The sequence below is a fragment of the Geodermatophilus sp. SYSU D00710 genome (assembly GCF_054050195.1).
On record NZ_JBJGYX010000027.1, the window covers coordinates 41,643 to 62,344 of the forward strand.

A 20,702-nucleotide genomic window follows, 5' to 3' on the forward strand; every position below is an offset into this window, starting at 1 on the left:
GCCTCCTCCTCGGGGACCGCGGGCGGCGGGCGCCGTCCGCGCGGTGGGTGGTTCAGGGCGTCATGACCAGCCGCACGCCCGCCTGCCCGGCCGCCTGCCGGTCCCAGGCCTCGGCGACCCGGGCGAGCGGGAGCACCTCGTGGGCGACGGCGAGCCGGCCGGCCGCCGCGTGGCCGGCGACCGCGGTGACGGCGTCGCGGCGCTCGTCGGCGGTCAGGTGGTTGTTGGTGTAGCCGAGCACCGACGCCGACCGGCTGCGCAGCTCGGCCGAGGAGAACTGCGCGACGTCGCCACCGGACCCGCCGAGGTTGACCATCCGCCCGCGGACGGCCAGCACCCGCGCGGCAGCGGTCGCGGCAGTGCCGAACACCGGGTCGACCACGACGTCGGCCCCGGCCCCGAGGGCGTCGCGCAGCCGGGCGGTCAGCTCGTCGACGTCGCCGGCCGGTGCGAGCACCTCGTCGGCGCCGGCCCGGCGGGCCCGCTCCTGCGCCTCCGGCGACCGGGCCACCGCGACCACCCGGCCGGCGCCGAGCAGCCTGGCCGCGCCGACCGCGGCCTGCCCGACCGCTCCCCCGCCGCCGAGGACGAGCACGGTCTCGCCGGCCCGCAACCGGGCCCGCTCGGTGAGCACCACCCAGGCCGCGACCCCGGACATCCCCAGGGCGGCGAGCGCGGCGTCGTCGACGTCCGCGTCGATCGCCACGACGTCCTCGTCGGGGACGACGCACTCCTCGGCGAGGCTGCCGTCCCCCGGTCGCATCCCGGCGGTGGTCGAGACGAACACCCGGGTGCCCTCGGCCAGCACCGCCGAGCGCCGCACCACGCCGACGCCCTGCACGCCGGGGACGTAGGGGGTGGCCGGGCGCCCGAAGTACGAGGCGCCCGACGCGCACAGCTGGTCGAGCGGGACGATCGGCGCCGCGGTCACCGCGACCAGCGTCTGCCCGGCCGCCGGCACCGGGTCCGGGTGCTCGGCGTACGCGGGGGTGCCGCCCGGCCGGCTGAGGACCGCCGCGTTCACGCCGGCGGCTCCCGGTCGCCGGGGTCGACGTAGACCGCGTTGCGGTCGACCGCCAGGTAGGCGTCCATGCCGATCGGCCGGCGGCGCTCCTCGGCGATGTGCCCGAGCAGGCCGGCCGCCCGGGCCAGGAGGGCGACGCCGCGCAGCATCTCGACGGGCAGTCCCAGGTCGGCCAGGGCGGCGCCGCAGACCCCGGCGCCGTTGAGCGGCAGCCGCCGGCCGAGGACCTGCTCGTGCACCCGGCCGACCGCCTCGAACAGGCGCAGGTGCGGCCCTAGCAGCCCCTCCTCCTCCGCGATGCGGACGAGCACCGCGGTGCGCGGGTCGTGCACCTTGTGCACCGGGTGGCCGAGGCCGGGAACGAGGCGGCCGGCCGCCCGCGTGGCCCGCACCGCCTCCAGCGCCAGCGCGTCCCAGCCGTCGTCGTCGGTGGGCAGCGGCCCGTCCTGCGCCTCGAGGACCGTGTGGAGGAAGACCCCGCAGTCCTCGGTGACGCCGAGGAACCGGGAGCCGCCGCCCAGCAGCCCGGCGGCCAGCGCCCCCTGCAGGGAGTCCGGCGCCGACAGGTAGGTCAGCCGGGCGGCGATCGCGGTGGGCGTGAACCCGTGGTCGGCGAGGGCGACGAGCACCGCCTCGAACACGCGGGTCTCGGCCAGCGTGGGACGGCGGGTGCTCAGCAGCCAGAACGCCAGCTCGCCGAAGCCGACCCGGCCCATGAGCTCGGTGGTGAGGTCCCGGCCGAGCAGCCGGATCTCCTCGGCGGTCGACGTCCCGAGTGACGTCGGGAACGAGAGCCCGTCACCGCTCATGCCGATGCCTCCTCACCGGCGGGCTCCGCCAGCCACCGGCGGATCTCCGCGCCGTGCTCGTCGAGGGCCGGCGGTGGCAGCCGGTACTCCGCCGCAGTCGCCGAGAAGGTGATCGGGTTGCGCACCGAGGGGACGGCGGCCGCGCCCTCCCCGGCGCTGACCACCGGTTCGAGGCCGATCTCCTCGGCGAAGGCCACGCCCTGGTCGATGGTGTTGATCGGTCCGCACGGCACCCCCGCGCCGATGATGTCGCGGAACCAGTCCGCCTTCGAGCGGGTGCGCAGCCGCTCGACCAGCAGCGGGCGGAGCTGGTCGCGGTTGGCCGTCCGGTCCTCGTTGCGGGCGAACCGCGGGTCGTCGACGAGCCCGGGCACCCCGAGCACCTCGCAGAGCCGGCGGAACTGGCCGTCGTTGCCCGCCGTGACGATGAGCTCCCCGTCGGCGCACGGCAGGGGCTCGTAGGGGAACAGGCTGGGGTGGCTGTTGCCCATGCGGAAGGGGACGACCCCGCCCGCGACGAACGCGCTCGTCTGGTTCACCAGGCCCGACAGTGCGGACGACAGCAGGTCCACCTCCACGTGCTGCCCCTCCCCCGTCTCGTGGCGGTGGTTGAGCGCCGAGAGCACCCCGATCGTGGCGTGCAGACCGGCCATGACGTCGAAGAGCGCCACGCCGGCCCGGTACGGCTCCCCCTCGGGGTCGCCGGTCAGGCTCATGAAGCCCGAGATGGCCTGCACGATGAGGTCGTAGCCCGGCAGCGACCGTCCCCCGGGCGCGCTGCCGAACCCGCTGATGGACGCGTAGACGACCCGCGGGTTCTCCGCCGCGACGCTGGCGTGGTCGAGGCCGAAGCGGGCGAGTCCGCCGGGCTTGAAGTTCTCCACGAGCACGTCGGCCCGCCGCGCCAGCTCTCGCGCGAGGGCGGCGTCGCCGGGGTCCTTCAGGTCCAGCACGACCGAGCGCTTGTTGCGGTTGACGCCGAGGTAGTAGGTCGACACGCCGTCCCGGACCGGGGGCTGCCAGGTGCGGGTGTCGTCCCCGCGCGGCCCCTCGACCTTGACCACCTCGGCGCCGAGGTCGGCCAGCAGCATCGTGGCGTAGGGGCCGGCGAGGACCCGCGAGAAGTCGGCCACGAGGAGGCCCGCGAGCGGCCCGCGGGGCGCCGGGTCGGGGGGTCTCGACGTCATCGGTCGGGCTCGCCTCTCGTCCGGGGACTCCGCGATGCGGACGTGCGTCCGGGCCGGAGTCTGCGGGTCACGACCGACCCTGTCAACGGCCCGTCGCCGTCCGTCACGAGTCGCCCTCGACCTTGACACGTGGTCGGCATCACACCAGAGTGACGCCGCCCGGACCACTGGCCGTCAGGCGGACAACGGTCCGGTCGACACCCGCCGTCCGAGGAGGAGACGATGAGCATGTCCGGTGCTGCCAGCGGCGACGGGGCCGGCGTCCCCGTGGCCGGCCGTCCGCTCGTGTTCCGCGGCGGCACCGTCCTGACGGTGGACGACGCCGCGACGGTCCTGCGGGACACCGACGTGCTCGTCGTCGACGACCGGATCGCCGCGGTGGGACACCGGCTGGACGTCCCCGAGGGCACCGCCGAGGTCGACGCCTCGGGCGGCATCGTCATGCCGGGCATGATCGACACCCACCGGCACATGTGGCAGACGGCGATGCGCGGCTACGGCGCCGACTGGACGCTCACCCAGTACTTCGTCTGGTACTACCTCGAGCACGGCAGGAGGTTCCGGCCGCAGGACATCGCGGCGGGCAACCGGCTCGCGGCGATCGAGTCGCTCGACGCCGGCGTCACCACCACGGTCGACTGGTCGCACAACCTGCACACCACCGACCACGCCGAGGCCGCGATCGAGGCACTCCGGTCGGTGCCCGGCCGGTTCGTCCTGGCCTACGGCAACATCCAGGCCGGCCCGTGGGAGTGGAGCGCCGACCCGGCCGTCCGCTCGATCCTCGAGCGGCTGCGCGACGCCGGCGACGACCGGATGGGCGTGCAGATGGCGTTCGACGTCACCGGCGACCCCGCCTTCCCGGAGCGGGCGGCGTTCGAGGTGGCCCGCGACCTCGGCATCCCGGTCACCACGCACGCCGGCGTGTGGGGCGCGACCAGCGACACCGGCATCCAGCAGATGTACGACGGCGGGTTCATGACCCCGGAGACGACGTACGTGCACGCCTCGACGCTGACCCGCGACAGCTACCAGAGGATCGCGGCCACCGGCGGGTCGATCTCGGTGGCGACCGAGTCCGAGTGCAGCGCCGGGCAGGGTCACGCGCCCACCGAGCAGGTGCTGCAGTACGGCATCCCGGTGTCGCTGTCGATGGACACCAGCGTCTGGTGGAGCGGCGACATGTTCTCCGCCATGCGCGCCACGCTCAACGCCGACCGCATGGCCGAGCACCTCACCGCGCACCTCCGGGGCGAGACCATCACCCACCTGCGGCTGCGGGCGGCGACGGTCCTGGAGTGGTGCACCCGCGGCGGGGCGCACACCATCGGCCGCGACCGCGACCTGGGCAGCGTCGAGGTCGGCAGGAAGGCCGACCTGGTCCTGGTCAAGAACGACGATTCCCCCGTCTCCTTCCCGCTGCTCAACCCGGTCGGCCACGTGGTGTTCCAGGCCCAGCGCAGCGACGTGCACACCGTCGTCGTCGACGGCCGGGTGGTGAAGTACGACGGCAGGCTGGTCGGGATCGACCTCGCCGCGGTGCGCCGCGAGATCGAGGACACGGTCGGGTACCTGCAGGCGGAGTGCGGCGAGGAGGTCTGGGAGGCCGGGATGTTCCCGGAGGCACCGGAGGCCGAGCAGTCGATCCTCGAGAACCCCTACCAGTACACCGACTTCAAGGACGAGTCGAAGCGGGCCGGCGGCGAGGAGCGCGTCCTCGGACGGTGACCGACCCGGACCGGTGACGCGCCCCGGCGAGGCGTACCGCGCCGCCCGCGGCCCGTGTCATCCTCGCGAGGGGGGAGTGATGTGCAATGGCGGGGCGCGGCACGGGACCGGACTTCGTGGAGGCTCTGGCCCGCGGGCTGGACGTCCTGGCCTGCTTCGACGCCGACCACCGCAGCATGTCGCTGACGGAGGTGGCGACCGCGGTCGGGCTCGCCCGGCCCACCGCCCGCCGGCTGCTGCTCACCCTCGAGGAGCTGGGCTTCGTCCGGTCCTCCGGCGGGGCGTTCGAGCTGACCCCGAAGGTGCTCACCCTGGGGATGGCCTACGTGGGCGCGCTCGGCCTGTGGGACATCGCCCGCCCGCACCTGGAGGCGCTGGTCGCCCGCACCGGGGAGTCGTCGTCGATGGCGCAGCTCGACGGGTCCGACATCGTCTACGTCGCCCGGGTGTCGGTGCCCAAGCTGATCGCGCTGCGGGTCGAGATCGGCACCCGGTTCCCGGCGGTGCTGACCTCGCAGGGCAAGGTCCTGCTGGCCGCCCTGCCCCCGGACCGGCTCGCCGCGACGCTGGCCGAGCCGAGCCGGTCGGGGCTGCCCGGGCGGACCGGCCGGACGCCGGACGAGCTGCGCGAGGAGCTGACCGCGATCCGCGCCCAGGGCTGGGCGCTGGCCGACGAGGAGCTGGCCCCGGGCGTGCGCTCGGTCGCGGTCCCCGTCCGGGACCGGGACGGTGCGGTGCAGGCCGCCGTGAACGTCACCGTGCACGCGGCCGAGACCACCACCGAGCACCTGCTGCGGGAGCACCTGCCGCTGCTGCTGCGCACCGCGGGCGAGATCGGCGCCGAGTGGGCGCTGTGGCAGTCCCGGCCGCACGTCCAGCTGCCCCACCGGCCGGCGGGCTCGGCCACCGCGTAGCGCGGCCGTCGGCGGGCCTCGGGGACGGTCAGGCATCGCCACGGCGGCCGTGCGCTGCTTCACTACCCGCATGGTCGCCCCGCTGCCCGAGCCCGGACCGGAGATCGACCCGGACGAGCCTGTGCCCGACGACCCGGGGGAACTGCTCCCCGACGCCCCCGAGCCGCTGCCGCCGCCGCCGATCGAACCGACCCCGGACGACCCCGGCGGCGACCCCGGGGGCGTGCCCGAGCCCGCCTGACCCCGGGCCGGGGAGCGCGGCCTCCACCGGCTCTGCCGGCTCGTTCCGCGCGCTCCGGGCGCGATGGGGCCGGCAGCGCACGGAACGGGCCGGAAGAGCGCGTTCAGAGCTCCAGGGTCGAGGCGATCGGCACGCCGGGGCGGTAGGCCAGGTGCACGTGGCTGGGCGCCGCGAGGACGGCGAGGTCGGCGCGGGCGCCGACCGCGAGCGTGCCGACGTCGGTCCGCCGCAGGGCCCGCGCTCCCCCGGCCGTGGCGGCCCACAGCGCCTCGGCGGGTGTCAGCCGCATCTCGCGCACCGCCAGGGCGATCATCAGCGGCATCGAGGAGCTGTAGCAGGTGCCGGGGTTGCAGTCGCTGGCCAGCGCGAGGGTCACCCCGGCGTCGAGCAGCGCGCGCCCGTCGGGATAGGGCGAGCGCGTCGCGAACTCGACCCCGGGCAGCAGGGTGGCGACGGTGTCGCCGCCCGCCAGCGCCGCGACGTCGGCGTCCGACAGGAACGTGCAGTGGTCGACGCTCGCCGCCCCGAGCTCGACGGCCAGTTGCACCCCCGGGCCGGGTCCGAGCTGGTTGCCGTGCACCCGCAGGCCCAGGCCGGCCGCCCGCCCGGCCACGAGCACCGCGCGTGCCTCGTCGCCGTCGAACGCGCGGGGACTGCCCGGCTCGCAGAACACGTCGATCCACCGGGCCAGCGGCGCGCAGGCCCGGAGCATCGCGCCGGTGACCAGCGCGAGGTACTCGTCGCGCCCGGCGCCCGGCGGCACCACGTGCGCGCCGAGGAACGTGGTCTCGGGGGTGGCGGCCGCGGCCACGGCCAGCGAGGTGACCTCGTGCTCCACCGTCAGCCCGTAGCCGCTCTTGATCTCGACGGTGGTGGTGCCCTGCGCGCGCATCTCCGCGACCCGGGCGGCGACCAGCGCGCCCAGCTCCGCCTCGCCGGCGGCGCGGGTGGCCGCGACGCTGGTGGCGATGCCGCCGCCGTCGTAGGGCTCCCCCGCCATCCGTGCGGCGAACTCGGCGGCCCGGTCGCCGGCGAACACCAGGTGGGTGTGGGAGTCGACGAACCCCGGCACCACCGCCCGCCCGCCGACGTCGACCCGGCGGTCGGCGGCCGGCGCGGCCACGGTCGGCCCGGTCCACCGCACCCGCCCGTCCTCGACCACCACGGCCGCGTCGCGGAGCGCGCCGAGCGGCGTCCCGCCGCCGACGGCGGGGTCGTTGGTGACCAGCTCCCCGATGCCGGTGACGACGGTGCTGCTCACGACGCCCACACCCGGTCCACCGCGGCGCTGAGCAGCGCACCGACGTCGCCCAGCCGGTGCCGGCCGCCCTGCACGACGGGGACGCCGTCGACGTACACGGTGTCGACGTCGGCCCGCGAGGCCACCAGCAGGACCTGCTCGGGGAGCGCGCCCGCGGTGCCCACGGTGTCGCTGCGCAGCACCACGAGGTCCGCCCGCGCCCCGGGGTCGATCCGGCCGGCGTCGGCCCAGCCCAGGCTCGGGTGCGCGGTGAGCGCCGCCAGCAGCTGCCCGGGGGTGAACCGGCCGCGCCGCAGGGTGGCCAGCCGCTCGTGTCCCTCCATCGCCCGGGCCTCCTCGAGCAGGTCGACGACGGCGTGCTGGTCGCTGCCCAGGCTCAGCGACGCCCCGGCGTCGAGCAGCGCGCGGGCCGGGCCGATGCCGTCGGCGAGGTCCCGCTCGGTCGTGGGGCACAGGCAGGCGGTCGCCCCGGCCCCGCCGAGCAGGGCGACGTCGGCCGCGGTCAGGTGGGTCGCGTGCACCGCGGTCGCCGCGGCGTCCCAGATCCCCGCGTCGGCGAGCAGCCGGGTCGGGGTGCGGCCGTAGCAACCGAGGCAGGCCTCGTTCTCGGCGGGCTGCTCGGAGACGTGCACGTGCAGCGGCGAGCGGTCCGCCCCGCCGAGCCCGCCGCGGGCGGCGGCCACGACCACCGGCAGGTCCGCGGCCGGCACGGCCCGCACGGAGTGCACCGCGGCCCCGACCCGGAAGCCGGCCGAGCCGCGCAGGGCTGCGACCCGCTCGGCCCAGCGGTGCACGTCGCCGTCGCCGAAGCGCAGCTGCGCCCCCTCCAGCGGGGCGTGCCCCGCCGCGGAGAGCCCGCCGGCCAGGTAGGCGGTGTCGAGCAGGGTGAGCCGGACGCCGGCGTCGGCCGCGGCCTGCCGCAGCGCCTCGGCCATCGCGTTGGGATCGGCGTAGCGGTGCCCGCCGGGCGCGTGGTGCAGGTAGTGGAACTCCCCCACCGTGCTCACCCCGGCCAGGGCCATCTCGGCGTAGACGGCCCGGGCGAGGTCGAGGTAGCCGTCCGGGTCCAGCCGCCCGGCGAGGGCGTACACCGCCTCCCGCCAGGTCCAGAACGTGCCGCCGTCGGCGGAGGTCCGGCCGCGCAGCGCCCGGTGGAACGCGTGGCTGTGCGCGTCGGCGAACCCGGGCACGACCACCCCCGGCAGGCGCTCCGCGGCGGCCGGCACCTCCGCCGCGGGCACCCCCGCCCGCACCGAGGTGAACCGCTCGCCGTCGATCTCCAGGAGCACGTCCGGACGCACCCCGCCGGGCAGGTGCGCGTGCGGCGCGAACAGGACGGTCACCGGGCGAGATCGGCGACCGCGGCGGCGAGGGCGTGCACCCCGCGGTGGCAGTCGTCGGGCTCGGCGAACTCCTCGGGCGAGTGGGAGACGCCGGTCGGGTTGCGGACGAAGAGCATCGCGGCCGGGACGCCGGCGGCGGCCAGGATCCCGGCGTCGTGCCCGGCTCCGGTGGCCAGGCGGGGTACGGCACCGGGGTCCCGGCCGCCCAGCGACGCGGCGAGCCGGTCGGTCAGGGACGCGTCGAAGGACGTCTCGCCGGTCCAGGACTCCTCGCCGAACGTCCCGCCGAGGTCGCCGACCGTGCCGGCGAAGGCCTCGACCAGCGCCCGCACCGACGCCGGGTCCTCGCCGCGCGCGTCGACCCAGCCGGTGACCGACGAGGGGATCGCGTTGACCCCGTTGGGCCGGACGACGACCTTGCCGCAGGTGGCCAGGACGCCGTTCCGCACCGCGAGCTCGCGCGCCCGCTGGACCAGCGCGGCGAAGGCGAGCATCGGGTCGTCGCGGTCGGCGAGCCGGGTGGTGCCGGCGTGGTCGGCCCGCCCGGTCAGGTCGAACCGCCAGCGGCCGTGCGGCCAGATGCCGGTACCGACCGCCACCGGCCGGCCGAGCCCGGCGAGGCCGTACCCCTGCTCGACGTGCAGCTCGACGAACGCGCCGACGCGGGCCAGCGCGCGGTCGTCGCGGCCGAGCTGCGCGGGGTCCCGCCCGGCCGCGATCAGCGCCTCCGCCATGCTCGTGCCCTCGCCGTCGACCAGCCCCAGCGCCCGCTCGGCCGGCAGCGCGCCGGTGAGGAGCCGCGAGCCCGCGCACGCCACCCCGAACCGGGCGCCCTCCTCGTCGGCGAAGGCGACCACCCCGACCGGCCGGGACGGGACGAAGCCGGCCGCCCGCAGGCCGTCGACCGCGGCCAGGGCGCCGGCCACGCCGAGCGGGCCGTCGAACGCGCCGCCGTCGGGGACCGAGTCCAGGTGCGAGCCGACCACCACCCCTGGCGCCCCGGCGGCCACGGCGGCGTCCGGGTCGCCCCACCACGCCCACTGGTTGCCCGCCCGGTCGACCTCGACCTCCAGGCCGCGCCCGGCGCAGGCCCCGGCGAACCACTCGCGCAGCGCGGCGTCCTCCCGTGTCCAGGCGAAGCGGCGGTAGCCGCCGGTCCGCCCGCACCGGCCGACCGGCGCCAGCTCGGCCCACATCCGGTCGAAGCCGGCGGCCGCGGTCCGCTCCGCGTCCGGCGCGCTCACCGGCCCGCCGTCGGCAGCCGGACGCCGCCTCCGGGGTGCTCGGCGAGCGGGCCGGCGTCGTCGTCGGACCCCGGCGCGTCCCCGGAGTCGATGTGCCGCAGCACGCCCAGGCCCGGGTCGTTGGTGAGCACCCGCTCGATCTTCTGCCCCGCGAGCGCGGTGCCGTCGGCGACGGTCACCTGCCCGGCGTGGATCGATCGGCCGATGCCCACGCCGCCGCCGTGGTGGATCGACACCCAGGACGCGCCCGAGGCGGTGTTGACCAGCGCGTTGAGCAGCGGCCAGTCCGCGATCGCGTCCGACCCGTCGGCCATCCCCTCCGTCTCGCGGTAGGGCGACGCGACCGATCCGCAGTCGAGGTGGTCGCGGCCGATGACGACGGGGGCCGCGAGCTCGCCGGAGGCGACCATGTCGTTGAACCGCGCTCCGGCCCGCTCGCGCTCGCCGTAGCCGAGCCAGCAGATGCGCGCGGGCAGCCCCTGGAAGGCGACCTTGTCTTGCGCGGCCCGGATCCACCGGTGCAGGTGGTCGTGGTCGGGGAACAGGTCGAGGACCGCCTCGTCGGTGGCGCGGATGTCGGCCGGGTCCCCGGACAGCGCGGCCCACCGGAACGGACCCTTGCCCTGCGTGAACAACGGCCGGATGTAGGCGGGCACGAACCCGGGGAAGGCGAAGGCCCGGCCGAAGCCGCCCTGACGGGCCTCGTCCCGGATCGAGTTGCCGTAGTCGAACACCTCGGCGCCGGCGTCCTGGAAGCCGACCATCGCCTCGACGTGCCGGGCCATCGACGCGCGGGCCCGGTCGGTGAACTCCGCCGGCTTCCGCTCGGCGTGGTCGTGCCAGTCGGCCAGGTCCACGCCCTCGGGCAGGTAGGACAGCGGGTCGTGGGCGGACGTCTGGTCGGTGACGACGTCGGCCTCGACGCCGCGGCGGAGCAGCTCGGGCAGGACCGTGGCGCAGTTGCCCACCAGGCCGACCGACAGCGGCGTGCGGTCCCGCCGCGCCTGCTCGCACCGGGCGACCGCGGCGTCCAGGTCGTCGGCGACCTCGTCGAGGTAGCGCTGCGCGACCCGCCGGTGCAGCCGGGCAGGGTCGACGTCGACGACCAGGCAGACACCGCCGTTGAGCGTCACGGCCAGCGGCTGCGCCCCGCCCATGCCGCCGCAGCCGCCGGTCACGGTCAGCGTGCCGGCCAGGGTGCCGCCGCCCTGCCCCTGCCCGGCTGCGCCGGCGAGCTTCGCGGCCACGGCGGCGAAGGTCTCGTAGGTGCCCTGCAGGATGCCCTGGGTGCCGATGTAGATCCACGAGCCGGCGGTCATCTGCCCGTACATGGTCAGCCCGAGCTGCTCCAGGCGGCGGAACTCCGGCCAGGTGGCCCAGTCGCCGACCAGGTTGGAGTTGGCGATGAGCACCCGGGGCGCCCACTCGTGGGTGCGCACCACGCCGACGGGCTTGCCCGACTGGACCAGCATCGTCTCGTCGTCCCCGAGCCCGCGCAGCGTGGCGACCATCGCGTCGAACGCGGCCCAGCTGCGGGCCGCGCGCCCGGTGCCGCCGTAGACGACGAGGTCGTCGGGGCGTTCGGCCACCTCGGGGTCGAGGTTGTTCATCAGCATCCGCAGCGGCGCCTCGGTCTGCCAGGAGCGGGCGGTGCGGGCCGTGCCGCGGGCGGCACGGACGGGACGGGCGCCTTCCATGGGGTGCTTCCTTCCGGGCGGGGACGGTCCTGGGGGGCTCAGGCGAGGGGGCCGGTGACCGACTCGGCCGCCGCGAGGGCGGTGCCGTCGGCGACGAGCGCGGCGACGGCGTCGATCTCGGGGGCGAGGTACCGGTCGGGGCCGGGGCCGGCGACGTGCTCGCGGACGGCGGCGACGACGGCGGCGGTCGCCGGGGCGGGGGTCAGCGGGGCGCGCAGGTCGAGCGCGCGGGCCGCGGTGAGCAGCTCGACCGCCAGGACCCGGGTGAGCCCGTCGACGGCGCGGCGCAGCTTGCGGGCGGCCGACCAGCCCATCGACACGTGGTCCTCCTGCATGGCGCTGGAGGGGATCGAGTCGACCGAGGCAGGGGCGGCCAGCCGCTTGAGCTCGGAGACGATGGCCGCCTGCGTGTACTGGGCGATCATGTGCCCGGAGTCGACGCCCGGGTCGTCGGCGAGGAAGGCCGGCAGGCCGTGGTTGCGGGCGACGTCGAGGAAGCGGTCGGTCCGCCGCTCGGCGATCGAGGCCAGGTCGGCCACGGCGATGGCGAGGAAGTCCAGCACGTAGGCGACCGGCGCGCCGTGGAAGTTGCCGTTGCTCTCGACCCGCCCGTCGGCGGTGACCACCGGGTTGTCGACGGCGGCGGCGAGCTCGCGGTCGGCGACCAGCCGGGCGTGGGCGACGGTGTCGCGGACGGCGCCGTGCACCTGCGGCGAGCAGCGCAGGGAGTAGGCGTCCTGCACCCGGGTGCACGCGGGGCCGCGGTGGCTGGCCATGATCGCCGAGCCGGCGAGCAGCGCCCGCAGGTTGGCCGCGCTCTCGGCCTGGCCGGGGTGGGGGCGCAGCGCCTGCAGGTCCGCGGCGAACACCGCGTCGGTGCCCAGCAGCGCCTCCACGCTCATCGCGGCGGTGACGTCGGCGACGCGGAGCAGCAGCCGCAGGTCGGCCAGGGCCAGCACCAGCATGCCGAGCATGCCGTCGGTGCCGTTGACCAGCGCCAGGCCCTCCTTCTCGGCCAGCACCACCGGCTCGATCCCGGCGGCGGCCAGCGCCTCGGCGGCCGGCCGGCGCCGCCCGGCGGCGTCGCGGACCTCGCCCTCCCCCGTGGCGGCGAGCGCGCAGTGCGCCAGCGGCGCGAGGTCGCCGGAACAGCCCAGCGAGCCGTACTCGGAGACGACCGGCGAGATGCCCGCGTTGAGCATCGCGGCGTAGGTGCGCGCGGTCTCCGGCCGGACGCCGGTGCGCCCGGTGGCCAGCGTGGCCAACCGCAGCACCATCAGGGCGCGGACCACCTCCCGCTCCACCTCCGGTCCGGACCCGGCGGCGTGCGAGCGCACCAGGCTGCGTTGCAGCTGCGCCCGCCGCTCGGCGGGGATGTGCCGGGTGGCCAGCGCGCCGAAGCCGGTGGACACCCCGTAGTGGGCGACGACGTCACCGGCCAGCGCCTCGACGACCCGCCGGCTGGCGGCGACCTCCCGCTCGGCCTCCGCGGTGAGGACGACGGCGGCCCCGTCGCGGGCGACTGCGACGACGTCGGAGGCGCGCAGCGGGCCGGGCCCGACGCCGATCGCGACGGTGGCGGTGGTGTCGCTGGTGATCACCGCTCCATGCCACGGCATCGCGCGGGCGCCCGGTAGACCCCTGCGGCAGTTACCGTCTGAGATCTCAGACATCCGCGGATCGGAGGTCCGGTGAGCCGGGTGCCCGCGGCGCGCCAGGTGCTCGAGATCCTCCGGTTCCTGGCCGACCAGGCCGGGCCGGTGCCCGCGGCGGCGCTGGCCCGGGAGCTCGGGCTGCCACGCTCGACGACGTACCACCTGCTCGGGGAGCTCACCGCCACCGGCTTCGTCGTCCACCTGCCCGGCGAGCGCCGGTACGGCCTCGGGGTCAGCGCCTACGAGCTCGGCAGCGGGTTCACCCGCCAGGAGCCGCTGCAGCGGCTGGCCCGGCGGCCGCTGTCGGAGCTGACCGACCGCACCGGGCACACGTCCCACCTGGCCGTGCTGCACGGCCGCGACGTCGTCTACGTCATCGAGGAGCGGGCCCGCGGGCGGGCACCGCTGGTCACCGACGTCGGCGTCCGGCTGCCGGCGCAGCTGACCGCTAGCGGCCGGGCGGTGCTGGCCGTCCTGCCGCCGGCCGCGGTGCGGGCGCTGTTCCCCACTGCGGCCAGCTTCGTCCTGCGCAACGAGCGCGGTCCCCGCTCGCTGTCGGCGCTGCGCCGGGTGCTGGGCGAGACGCGGCGGCGCGGCTACGCCCTGGAGGAGGGCGAGGTCACCGAGGGCTTCGCCTCGGTGGGCGCCGCGGTGGTGGACCACTCCGGGCACCCGATCGCGGGTGTGGCGCTCACCTTCCCCGAGCAGGAGGTGCCCGGGGAGAGCCGGCAGCGGTTCCTGGCCTCCCACGTCGCCCGCACCGCGGGGACGATCAGCCGGCTCATCGGCGGCCAGGGCCCGTGAGCCGGCCGCGGTCGTCCGCGGCGGCGGGTGGCCGGGCTCCGTCCACCCGCCGCCGTCCGGGCGTCCCGTCGACGGTCCTCAGCGCGAGGCGTAGACCGCCCGCTCGAAGTCGGCGTAGACCGCCATCGCCTCCTCCGGGATGAACGGGAGGAACTGGGTGTAGATGGCGCCGGTGACCCCGCTGGCCCGGTCCACCCAGAAGTGCGTGTTGAAGACCCCGGCCCAGGCGCCGCTGCCGACGGCGCGCATGCCGGGCTGCTGCTCGGTGGTGAGCAGGAGGCCGTACCCCCACTTCTGCCCCGCCGGGCCGTTCCAGGGGTGACTCACCGAGGGGTCGGCCGACGCGATCCGGCTCGGGAACTCCAGGTCGCCGATCTGGTTGGTGAAGGCCGCCTCGACGGTCTCCGGACGCAGGATGCGCACCCCGTCGAGCTCGCCGTCGCCGAGCAGCATCCGCTGGAAGCGCAGGTAGTCCCGCGGGGTGGAGTACAGACCGTGCCCGCCGGCCCACCACTCGGCCTCCTCGGCCCAGTCGAGGTCGGTGGCGACCCAGCGCCCGTCCTCGTCCCGGACGTGCACGGGGACGAGGTCGGCCCGCTGCTCCGGGGTCGGGCTGAAGGTGGTCTGCGTCATGCCCAGGGGCGCGAGGACGTTCTCCTCGAGGTACTTGTCCAGCGTGCGGCCGCAGACCGCCTCGACCACCAGGCCGAGCCAGTCGGTGTTGATGCCGTACTCGAAGCGCGTACCGGGGTCGGCGACCAGCGGCGCGCTCAGGCAGGTGCGGCGGCCGCTCAGGACGTTGGGCGTGCCCGTGGTGCTCTCCCAGCGGACCATCTCGGCGTTCCAGAACCAGTAGGTGAGGCCGCTGGTGTGGGTGATCAGGTGGTGGACGGTGGCGCGGGTCGCCGGGGGCCGGGTCCGGGGCGTGTCCCCGTCCCACCCCTCGAGGACCTGCAGCTCCGACCAGGAGGGGACCAGCGTGTCGACCGGCGCCTGCAGGTCCAGCTCGCCGCGCTCGGCGAGCTGGAGGGCGGCGACCGTGGCGACCATCTTCGTCATCGAGGCGATCCGGAAGAGCGTGCCGCCGTCGAGCGGCTGGTCCGTGCCGGCCGTCCGGCCGCCGGCGGCCCCCTCGTAGAAGGGTCCGTCGGCGTCCGCGGCGGTGGCGACCACGTTGGGCACCACCCCGCTGTCGACCGCCCGCCGCAGGACCTCGTCCATCCCCCTGCTGTCCACCCGTGCCGCCATGACCCCTCCTCGGTCGTGTGGTGCCGGTCACACTCTGGGTGGGCGGTGGTCCCCGGTCAAACGGTGCCGTCGACGCTGCCGGGGTCAGGACCCGCGGGTGACGTCCTCCAGCCAGGTCCGGACGGCGTCGAGCACGCCGTCGGTCGACGACGCCACGGCCACCGTGACCTCCTCCGCGGGCGCTCCCGGGGCGGCGTCGCGCAGGGTCAGCAGGCGGGCCCGCAGCTCCCCGTCCTCCTCGTGCCAGACACGGATCAGCAGGGCGGCACTCGGGCGGTCGGCCACGTCGTCTCTCCTCCGGGCCCCGCGCGGCGTCGCGGTACCCGTCCCGCGACCGCCCGGTGCGGGCGCGGGGTCAGGAGCCATGCTCAGAGGTCACGCCGCGCGGCGCAGTCCCCCGGACGGAGGACCCACCGGCCCGGACGTCCCGGGCGATCCGCGACACGGACCCGTCACCGCCCGCCGGACCGGCACCGTCCCGGTGGCACGGCGGAGCGGCCGGGAGCCGGCCCCGGCGCCAGGGGCAGCTGCGCGGCCAGCATCCGGCGGACCCGCGGGACGTGCCCGAGCAGCCGGGTCATCTCCTCGCTCGGGAGCACGCCCAGCTCGGTGTGCAGCACGGTCCGGAAGAGCTCGTAGGCCCGGACCGCCTCGGCCACGTTCCCCTCCGCCAGGTGGATCCGGACCACCATCCGGTGGGCGCTCTCCCGCAGCGGTTCGGCGCGGACCGCGGCGTGGGCCGCCTGCAGCGCCTCGCCGTGACGACCGAGCGAGGCCAGCCGGGCGGCCACGGCCTCCAGCGCGTGCATGCGGAGCTGCCGCAACCGCTCGCGTTCGAGCAGCACCCAGTCGTCGTACCACCCGGGTAGCAGGTCGCCGAGGAGGGCGGTGTCGGGCAGGGCGACGTCGCCGGGGTCACCGGGTGGCGCGACGGCCCGTCGAGCCCACGCGCTGAGGTCGCGCACGTCGATCCGCACGCCGGGCACCAGCCGGAGGGTGCTGCCCGACACCTCGACCAGGCCCGGTGCCGCCTTGTTGAGGCGCCACAGCGCCGACCGCAGGCTGCCGTGCGCGTGGTCCTCGGGGACGTCGGGCCACAGCCGGCCGGCCGTCACCGTCCGGTTCGGCTTGGACGACAGGCACAGGTGCGCCACCAGGCGCTGCACCGCACCGGGCAGGTCGTCGGAGTCCGACCGCCGACGGCGACCGGGCAGCTCGAGACAGAAGCCGTCGAGCAGGGTGACGTGGGGTGGACGGTCCACGTGAGGGGTCCTTCTGCTCAGGACGAGTGAGGAGGCGGTACGTCGCACGGAGGACACCGGGACCACCGCCGTGGAGGCGGCAGCAGGCACCGGCCCTGGCGGCCGGGCGACGGCCGTCCCGGCGCCGGATGGGTCGGCGGGTCAGGTGGCGCAGCTCGGTCGGGACCGAGCACGGTCATCAGCGTTGGCGGTTCTCACACGCAGGTGCACGACCCCGACCGACATGTCTCCCCCTGGACAGACGCACACGAGATGCGGGACAGCAAAGCTAGTCACGCCCACCCGCCGGGGCCGTACGCACACCTGCGTATGGGCCGGCGACGACGGCGGGGCCAGGATCGCCACATCGCGCCGGGAGCGAGCCGTGACAGAAGGCCCTACCGCACCGACACCGGCCGGATACGTTGAGTGGCGTGTCGCGCACCACGGCATGGGACGCCGCATGGCTGGAGTTCGTCGGTGACGTCCTGCAGCGGCAGCCCGGGGCGGGCGAGTTCCCGCACGCCCAGGTGGCAGACCTGCTCCTCCGGTCCTTCGACGCGGCCTGCTGTTCGCTGAACGTCGTCGACCGCGCGTGGGTGGACCACGTCGTCGCCGGCTGGCCGGACGGCTACCTGCCGACGACCCCGCCGCCCGGTGTCGTCCCCGACGCCACCACTCAGCCGCTCATCCGCTGGCACGCCGTCACGGGCAGCGCCGCACCCCAGATCCTGGGTCGGGTGCCTCCGGAGGTGGCCCCCGCCAGGATGGCGGCGGAGTGGTCGGACGTCGCCCGTCCCCTCGGGATCGCCCACCAGCTGTCCCTGCCGCTGCGCGTGGGCGACGGGATCGAGGGCTACGTGGTGTGCCGCCCGGACGACGACTACGCCGACGCCGACGCCGAACTGGCCCGGCTGGTCCTCCCCGCCCTGGCCGCACTGTTCCGCCAGCACCGCGTCCTCCACGGCGTACCGGAGGAGCAGTGCGGACGCGGCCGCGACCTCGGCCTCACCGAACGTGAGTTCGCCGTCCTCAGACTCCTCGGGGAGGGCTTCACGGCCCAGGCCATCGCCCGCCGGCTGGAGACCTCGCCGCGGACGGTGCACAAACACCTCGAGCACCTGTACCGCAAGCTCGGTGTGCGCGACCGGCTCGTGGCGGTCCAGCGGGCCCGCGACGCCGGCCTGCTGGTCCCGCCTCCCGGACCCGCCGGACGACGCGGGGTCGGCGACGCCGCACCGGCGATCCCCCACCCCCGCAGCGGGGACTCCCTGCCCGCCGCGCCTCGGGTCCGGTGAGTCGCGCACCGCCGCACTGGCCGCCGCACCCGACCGCGGTGATGCTGCAGGCCGGACCCACCGACCGGCAGGACGGAGACACCCCCATGTGGGCACAGACGCTGCGCGGCCCGTTCCGCTTCGAGCAGGTCGAGGTCGCGGCTCCCGACCCCGCGGCCCTGACGCCCGGGCACGTGCTGCTGGCCACCCGCGCCGGCGCCATCTGCGGGAGCGACCTGCCCAACTTCCGCGGCGGGGTGTGGCCGCACCCGGCCGCCGAGGACGGCTGGGGTGCCACGCGGGCGCCGGGCTTCCCGATGCACGAGATCGTCGGGGAGGTCGTCGCCAGCCGGCACCCCGCCCACTCCCCCGGCGACCTCGTCGTGGGCTGGGCGTCGATGTTCGACGGCATCGCCGAGCTCGTGGTCACCGACGGCGACGGGCTCGCCCCGTTCGACGCCGGCCTGCCGGCCACCACCGCCGTGATGCTGCAGCCGCTGGCCTGCGTCCTCTACGCCGTCGAGCAGCTCGGCGACGTCTCGGGACAGGCCGTCGCGGTGATCGGCCAGGGCCCGATCGGCCTGCTGTTCGGTTCCGTCCTCAAGGCCCGGGGCGCGGCGCGGGTCACCGGCGTCGACCCGGTGGACCGCAGCGACGTCGCGTCCGCCTTCGGCGTCGACGAGACGGTCACCGCACGGGCCGAGCGGTGGGCCGCCTCGCTGTCCGACGCCGACCGGCCGACGGTCGTGGTGGAGGCCGTCGGCCACCAGGTCTCGACGCTGCAGCCGGCCCTGGACGCGGTCGCGCCCGGCGGCCAGGTCTTCTACTTCGGCGTGCCGGACGACCCGGTCTACCCCTTCGACATGATGACGTTCCTGCGCAAGAACCTGACCCTGCGCTCGGGGGTCACCCTGGAGCGGCGCCGGGTGCTGGCCGACGCCGGCGCGCACCTGGCGGCCTCCCCCGTGCTGCGCGACTGCTACGTCACCCACGTCCACCCCGTCGCCGACGTGGAGGCAGCCTTCACCGCCGCGATCACCCCCCGTCCCGGGCAGCTCAAGATCGCCGTCGACATGACCTGACGCCGCGCCGGCCGCGGCGGTGCGCGCTCAGCGCGCCGGGGCCGCGGGCGACCGGCCGGCCGGCTCGGCGGCCTCCGCCTCCGACGGCCCGAGCAGGCCCGGCAGCAGCGACCGGTACACGTCGGGCCACACCAGGACGACGACGGTCGGCGCCGCCAGGCCGGCGGCTCGCGAGTTGGCCGGCAGGTCGGCGAGGTGCCGGCTCGCGGCGTCGTCGTCGGACCACACCTCGACGCCGAGCACCCGGTCACCGGCCAGCCACGTGCGGCGGTGCAGGCAGGGCCCGCGGTCGTCCAGCCGGACCGGCGGCAGCAGCTGCCGGAGGCCGGCGTGCTGCCGCGGGCCGGCGTCGTCCCAGCAGAGGTGGATGCAGAGCAGCGACATGGCGTCCCCCGAGGCTGCGGTGACGGCGACCGACCAGCGGACCGTAGGAGCGGCGGGATCCCGCTGTCTGTACGCAGTTCTCCCCATGCGGGCCGGCGAAGCTCGGCCGCGTCACGCCACCACCCGCTCGGCGGGGTGCGCACCCGGCTCCGGCCGGGCGAGGACCCAGGTCGTGCGCCCGTGCAGCGGCGGGGTCTTCGTGCCGTCGGTGAACCAGACGACCACCCCACCGTGCGCCCGGCAGTGCGAGCGCACCACCCGCACCCGGCTGTCCTGCCGGGTCTTGGTGGGCCGGACCAGCGGGAGGCCGAAGTCGGTACCCACGACGTCGGTGGTCAGGACCGGTTCCCCGGCGGGCAGCTGGGACGTGGGGACGGTGGTCATCGGGACCTCCAGGCTGTCGCGTGCGTTCGAACGTGTGTTCGATGATGCACCCGAGGGGTGACACCGCGCCACCGCCGGCTCAGTCCTCCCGGGTGCCGGTCCGGACGACCCGGATCGACTGCGCGCTGCGGGTCGTGCGGGTGGGCAGCTCCTCACCGAGCCCGACCAGCCGCTCGACGGCGGCGTCCTTGTCCACCTGCGTGCGCAGCCCGCCCCCGGACCACTCGCAGTGCAGGTCACCCGCCGGCCCGGACCGGCCCCGCACCCGTTCCCGCGCGTAGTCCTTGTGCCGCCGGGCCTCGGTCTCGGCGGCCCGCCAGGCGTCGTACTCGTGGACGGCCGCGACGTAGTCCTCGTCGGTGACCGTCAGGCGCGACTGGCGGGAGACCTCGCCCTCGGTGTCGGGGTCGACCGGCGGGCCCCAGCACAGGTCGAGGAAGGGACACCAGTCGCACATGGAGTCCACGCCGGGACCGAACCCGTCGCGGGGGACGGCGTCGACGCCCTCGTCCTCGACGGTGGCGTAGACGTCGGTGAGCCACATGATCGCCTCGGCGGTCAGTGACGGGTCGTTCTCGCCCTCGAACACGACGTCCTCACCGGAGTCGCGCGAGAGGTAGCGCAGGCGCAGCCCGTCGACGTCCTGCCCGGTGCCGGCCGGCAGCCGGCGGTCGGCGGTCTGCCCGGTGCGCAGCAGCCAGGCGTAGACGGCGACCTGGAACCAGTGCCGCACCGGGACGCCGCGGGTGAGGACCCGCTCGAAGCCGAACCGGGACGTCGTCTTGAGGTCCTCGACCACCGGCTCGTGCCACCAGTCGCAGCGGCCCTTGACCTGCTCGCCGGCGAGGCGCACCTCGGTCAGGCCGCCGTACTGGCGGCGCAGCGCGCGCAGCACGCCGCGGTGCAGCTCGGTGCCGATGAAGGCCTGCAGTCCGGTGCGGGTGTTGGTCGGCCGGCGGCGGCCGATCCGGTAGGCGGCCCGGCGACGGCACTCGCCGAGCTCGGAGGCGCCGATCATCCGCTGGCGGGAGCGGGCGCGGCGGCTGTCGAGGTCGCGGACCGCCGCGGCCAGGCTGGGGGCGGCCCGTCGCTCGGCGGCGCTGGGACGGGCGGGCAGGACGGCGGTCATCGCCTCTTCCTCCGGTCAGGGGTGGAGCGGGGCCGGGGACACCGGCCCCG

Annotated in this window: 20 protein-coding genes; 6 read left to right on the top strand and 14 right to left on the bottom strand. The window is 76.2% G+C overall.

Translation table 11 applies throughout. From position 1 onward, the window contains the following. Positions 1-52: 52 nt before the first annotated feature. The 3 genes from ACI78U_RS13960 to ACI78U_RS13970 are packed head-to-tail and all read right to left on the bottom strand — an operon-like array spanning position 53 to position 3,020. Positions 53-1,024 (bottom strand): zinc-binding dehydrogenase, encoded by a 972-nt coding sequence (locus ACI78U_RS13960; RefSeq protein WP_456875924.1) that lies wholly within the window; start codon positions 1,022-1,024, stop codon positions 53-55. Further along, on the bottom strand, positions 1,021-1,833 hold the full coding sequence (locus tag ACI78U_RS13965; protein ID WP_456875925.1) for a citryl-CoA lyase: 813 nt from the start codon (positions 1,831-1,833) through the stop codon (positions 1,021-1,023). The genes ACI78U_RS13960 and ACI78U_RS13965 overlap by 4 nt, the downstream gene beginning before the upstream one ends. Then, positions 1,830-3,020 (bottom strand): CaiB/BaiF CoA transferase family protein, encoded by a 1,191-nt coding sequence (locus ACI78U_RS13970; RefSeq protein WP_456875926.1) that lies wholly within the window; start codon positions 3,018-3,020, stop codon positions 1,830-1,832. The genes ACI78U_RS13965 and ACI78U_RS13970 overlap by 4 nt, the downstream gene beginning before the upstream one ends. A gap of 222 nt (positions 3,021-3,242) precedes the next feature. Between ACI78U_RS13970 and ACI78U_RS13975 the strand changes: the two genes are divergently transcribed. From ACI78U_RS13975 to ACI78U_RS13985, 3 genes are all read left to right on the top strand, one after another. Further along, positions 3,243-4,748, top strand: coding sequence for an amidohydrolase family protein (locus tag ACI78U_RS13975; protein WP_456875927.1), 1,506 nt, complete (start codon positions 3,243-3,245; stop codon positions 4,746-4,748). 116 nt (positions 4,749-4,864) lie between these two features. After that, positions 4,865-5,662 carry an IclR family transcriptional regulator domain-containing protein gene (locus ACI78U_RS13980; RefSeq protein WP_456875928.1) on the top strand — a complete coding sequence of 266 codons (798 nt, stop codon included), beginning with the start codon at positions 4,865-4,867 and terminating at the stop codon, positions 5,660-5,662. Positions 5,663-5,732: 70 nt separating this feature from the next. Further along, positions 5,733-5,903 carry a hypothetical protein gene (locus tag ACI78U_RS13985; protein WP_456875929.1) on the top strand — a complete coding sequence of 57 codons (171 nt, stop codon included), beginning with the start codon at positions 5,733-5,735 and terminating at the stop codon, positions 5,901-5,903. Between the two features lie 103 nt (positions 5,904-6,006). On the opposite strand, the gene hutI is transcribed toward ACI78U_RS13985, so the two are convergent. From hutI to hutH, 5 genes are read right to left on the bottom strand one after another with little or no spacing between them, the layout of a single operon-like run. Then, on the bottom strand, positions 6,007-7,164 hold the full coding sequence (gene hutI, locus ACI78U_RS13990; protein WP_456875930.1) for an imidazolonepropionase: 1,158 nt from the start codon (positions 7,162-7,164) through the stop codon (positions 6,007-6,009). Then, positions 7,161-8,507: a formimidoylglutamate deiminase gene (locus tag ACI78U_RS13995; RefSeq protein ID WP_456875931.1), complete on the bottom strand. Its 1,347-nt coding sequence runs from the start codon at positions 8,505-8,507 to the stop codon at positions 7,161-7,163. The genes hutI and ACI78U_RS13995 overlap by 4 nt, the downstream gene beginning before the upstream one ends. Next, positions 8,504-9,751, bottom strand: a complete 1,248-nt coding sequence (locus ACI78U_RS14000; protein WP_456875932.1) for an allantoate amidohydrolase — start codon at positions 9,749-9,751, stop codon at positions 8,504-8,506. The genes ACI78U_RS13995 and ACI78U_RS14000 overlap by 4 nt, the downstream gene beginning before the upstream one ends. Next, positions 9,748-11,448, bottom strand: a complete 1,701-nt coding sequence (locus ACI78U_RS14005; RefSeq protein ID WP_456875933.1) for a urocanate hydratase — start codon at positions 11,446-11,448, stop codon at positions 9,748-9,750. The genes ACI78U_RS14000 and ACI78U_RS14005 overlap by 4 nt, the downstream gene beginning before the upstream one ends. A 38-nt stretch (positions 11,449-11,486) precedes the next feature. Beyond that, positions 11,487-13,049 (bottom strand): histidine ammonia-lyase, encoded by a 1,563-nt coding sequence (hutH, locus tag ACI78U_RS14010; protein WP_456875934.1) that lies wholly within the window; start codon positions 13,047-13,049, stop codon positions 11,487-11,489. A gap of 90 nt (positions 13,050-13,139) precedes the next feature. Between hutH and ACI78U_RS14015 the strand changes: the two genes are divergently transcribed. Continuing rightward, positions 13,140-13,907: an IclR family transcriptional regulator gene (locus ACI78U_RS14015; protein WP_456875935.1), complete on the top strand. Its 768-nt coding sequence runs from the start codon at positions 13,140-13,142 to the stop codon at positions 13,905-13,907. A gap of 78 nt (positions 13,908-13,985) precedes the next feature. Here the strand turns inward: ACI78U_RS14015 and ACI78U_RS14020 are convergent, their stop codons facing one another. The 3 genes from ACI78U_RS14020 to ACI78U_RS14030 all read right to left on the bottom strand — a co-directional run bounded on the left by ACI78U_RS14020 (position 13,986) and on the right by ACI78U_RS14030 (position 16,417). Continuing rightward, entirely contained in the window at positions 13,986-15,155 is a 1,170-nt protein-coding gene (locus tag ACI78U_RS14020) for a serine hydrolase domain-containing protein (RefSeq protein ID WP_456875936.1), read from the bottom strand. An 84-nt stretch (positions 15,156-15,239) separates the two neighbouring features. Next, the gene (locus ACI78U_RS14025; protein ID WP_456875937.1) at positions 15,240-15,440 is read right to left on the bottom strand and encodes a hypothetical protein; all 201 of its coding nucleotides are present in this window, start codon (positions 15,438-15,440) and stop codon (positions 15,240-15,242) included. A 167-nt stretch (positions 15,441-15,607) separates the two neighbouring features. Further along, the gene (locus ACI78U_RS14030) at positions 15,608-16,417 is read right to left on the bottom strand and encodes an AfsR/SARP family transcriptional regulator (RefSeq protein ID WP_456875938.1); all 810 of its coding nucleotides are present in this window, start codon (positions 16,415-16,417) and stop codon (positions 15,608-15,610) included. A gap of 413 nt (positions 16,418-16,830) precedes the next feature. Here ACI78U_RS14030 and ACI78U_RS14035 point away from each other — a divergent pair, with 413 nt between their 5' ends. Both ACI78U_RS14035 and ACI78U_RS14040 read left to right on the top strand, forming a co-directional pair. Further along, complete coding sequence (locus ACI78U_RS14035; RefSeq protein WP_456875939.1) at positions 16,831-17,694, top strand: response regulator transcription factor; 864 nt, start codon at positions 16,831-16,833, stop codon at positions 17,692-17,694. Between the two features lie 86 nt (positions 17,695-17,780). After that, entirely contained in the window at positions 17,781-18,755 is a 975-nt protein-coding gene (locus ACI78U_RS14040; RefSeq protein ID WP_456875940.1) for a zinc-binding dehydrogenase, read from the top strand. A gap of 27 nt (positions 18,756-18,782) precedes the next feature. Here the strand turns inward: ACI78U_RS14040 and ACI78U_RS14045 are convergent, their stop codons facing one another. The 3 genes from ACI78U_RS14045 to ACI78U_RS14055 all read right to left on the bottom strand — a co-directional run bounded on the left by ACI78U_RS14045 (position 18,783) and on the right by ACI78U_RS14055 (position 20,652). After that, a complete protein-coding gene (locus ACI78U_RS14045; protein ID WP_456875941.1) occupies positions 18,783-19,139 on the bottom strand; it encodes a hypothetical protein in 357 nt (118 codons plus the stop codon). 111 nt (positions 19,140-19,250) lie between these two features. Next, positions 19,251-19,523 (bottom strand): hypothetical protein, encoded by a 273-nt coding sequence (locus ACI78U_RS14050; RefSeq protein ID WP_456875942.1) that lies wholly within the window; start codon positions 19,521-19,523, stop codon positions 19,251-19,253. Between the two features lie 79 nt (positions 19,524-19,602). Beyond that, complete coding sequence (locus ACI78U_RS14055; RefSeq protein WP_456875943.1) at positions 19,603-20,652, bottom strand: PD-(D/E)XK nuclease family protein; 1,050 nt, start codon at positions 20,650-20,652, stop codon at positions 19,603-19,605. Between the last annotated feature and the right edge of the window lie 50 nt (positions 20,653-20,702).

Coding starts and splice junctions, on each gene's coding strand:
- ACI78U_RS13975 (WP_456875927.1), top strand. CDS start 3,243: ATGAGCATGTCCGGTGCTGCCAGCGGCGACGGGGCCGGCGTCCCCGTG.
- ACI78U_RS14020 (WP_456875936.1), bottom strand. CDS start 15,155: ATGGCGGCACGGGTGGACAGCAGGGGGATGGACGAGGTCCTGCGGCGG.
- ACI78U_RS14045 (WP_456875941.1), bottom strand. CDS start 19,139: ATGTCGCTGCTCTGCATCCACCTCTGCTGGGACGACGCCGGCCCGCGG.
- ACI78U_RS13970 (WP_456875926.1), bottom strand. CDS start 3,020: ATGACGTCGAGACCCCCCGACCCGGCGCCCCGCGGGCCGCTCGCGGGC.
- ACI78U_RS13965 (WP_456875925.1), bottom strand. CDS start 1,833: ATGAGCGGTGACGGGCTCTCGTTCCCGACGTCACTCGGGACGTCGACC.
- ACI78U_RS14005 (WP_456875933.1), bottom strand. CDS start 11,448: ATGGAAGGCGCCCGTCCCGTCCGTGCCGCCCGCGGCACGGCCCGCACC.
- ACI78U_RS14055 (WP_456875943.1), bottom strand. CDS start 20,652: ATGACCGCCGTCCTGCCCGCCCGTCCCAGCGCCGCCGAGCGACGGGCC.
- ACI78U_RS13985 (WP_456875929.1), top strand. CDS start 5,733: ATGGTCGCCCCGCTGCCCGAGCCCGGACCGGAGATCGACCCGGACGAG.
- ACI78U_RS14050 (WP_456875942.1), bottom strand. CDS start 19,523: ATGACCACCGTCCCCACGTCCCAGCTGCCCGCCGGGGAACCGGTCCTG.
- ACI78U_RS14040 (WP_456875940.1), top strand. CDS start 17,781: ATGTGGGCACAGACGCTGCGCGGCCCGTTCCGCTTCGAGCAGGTCGAG.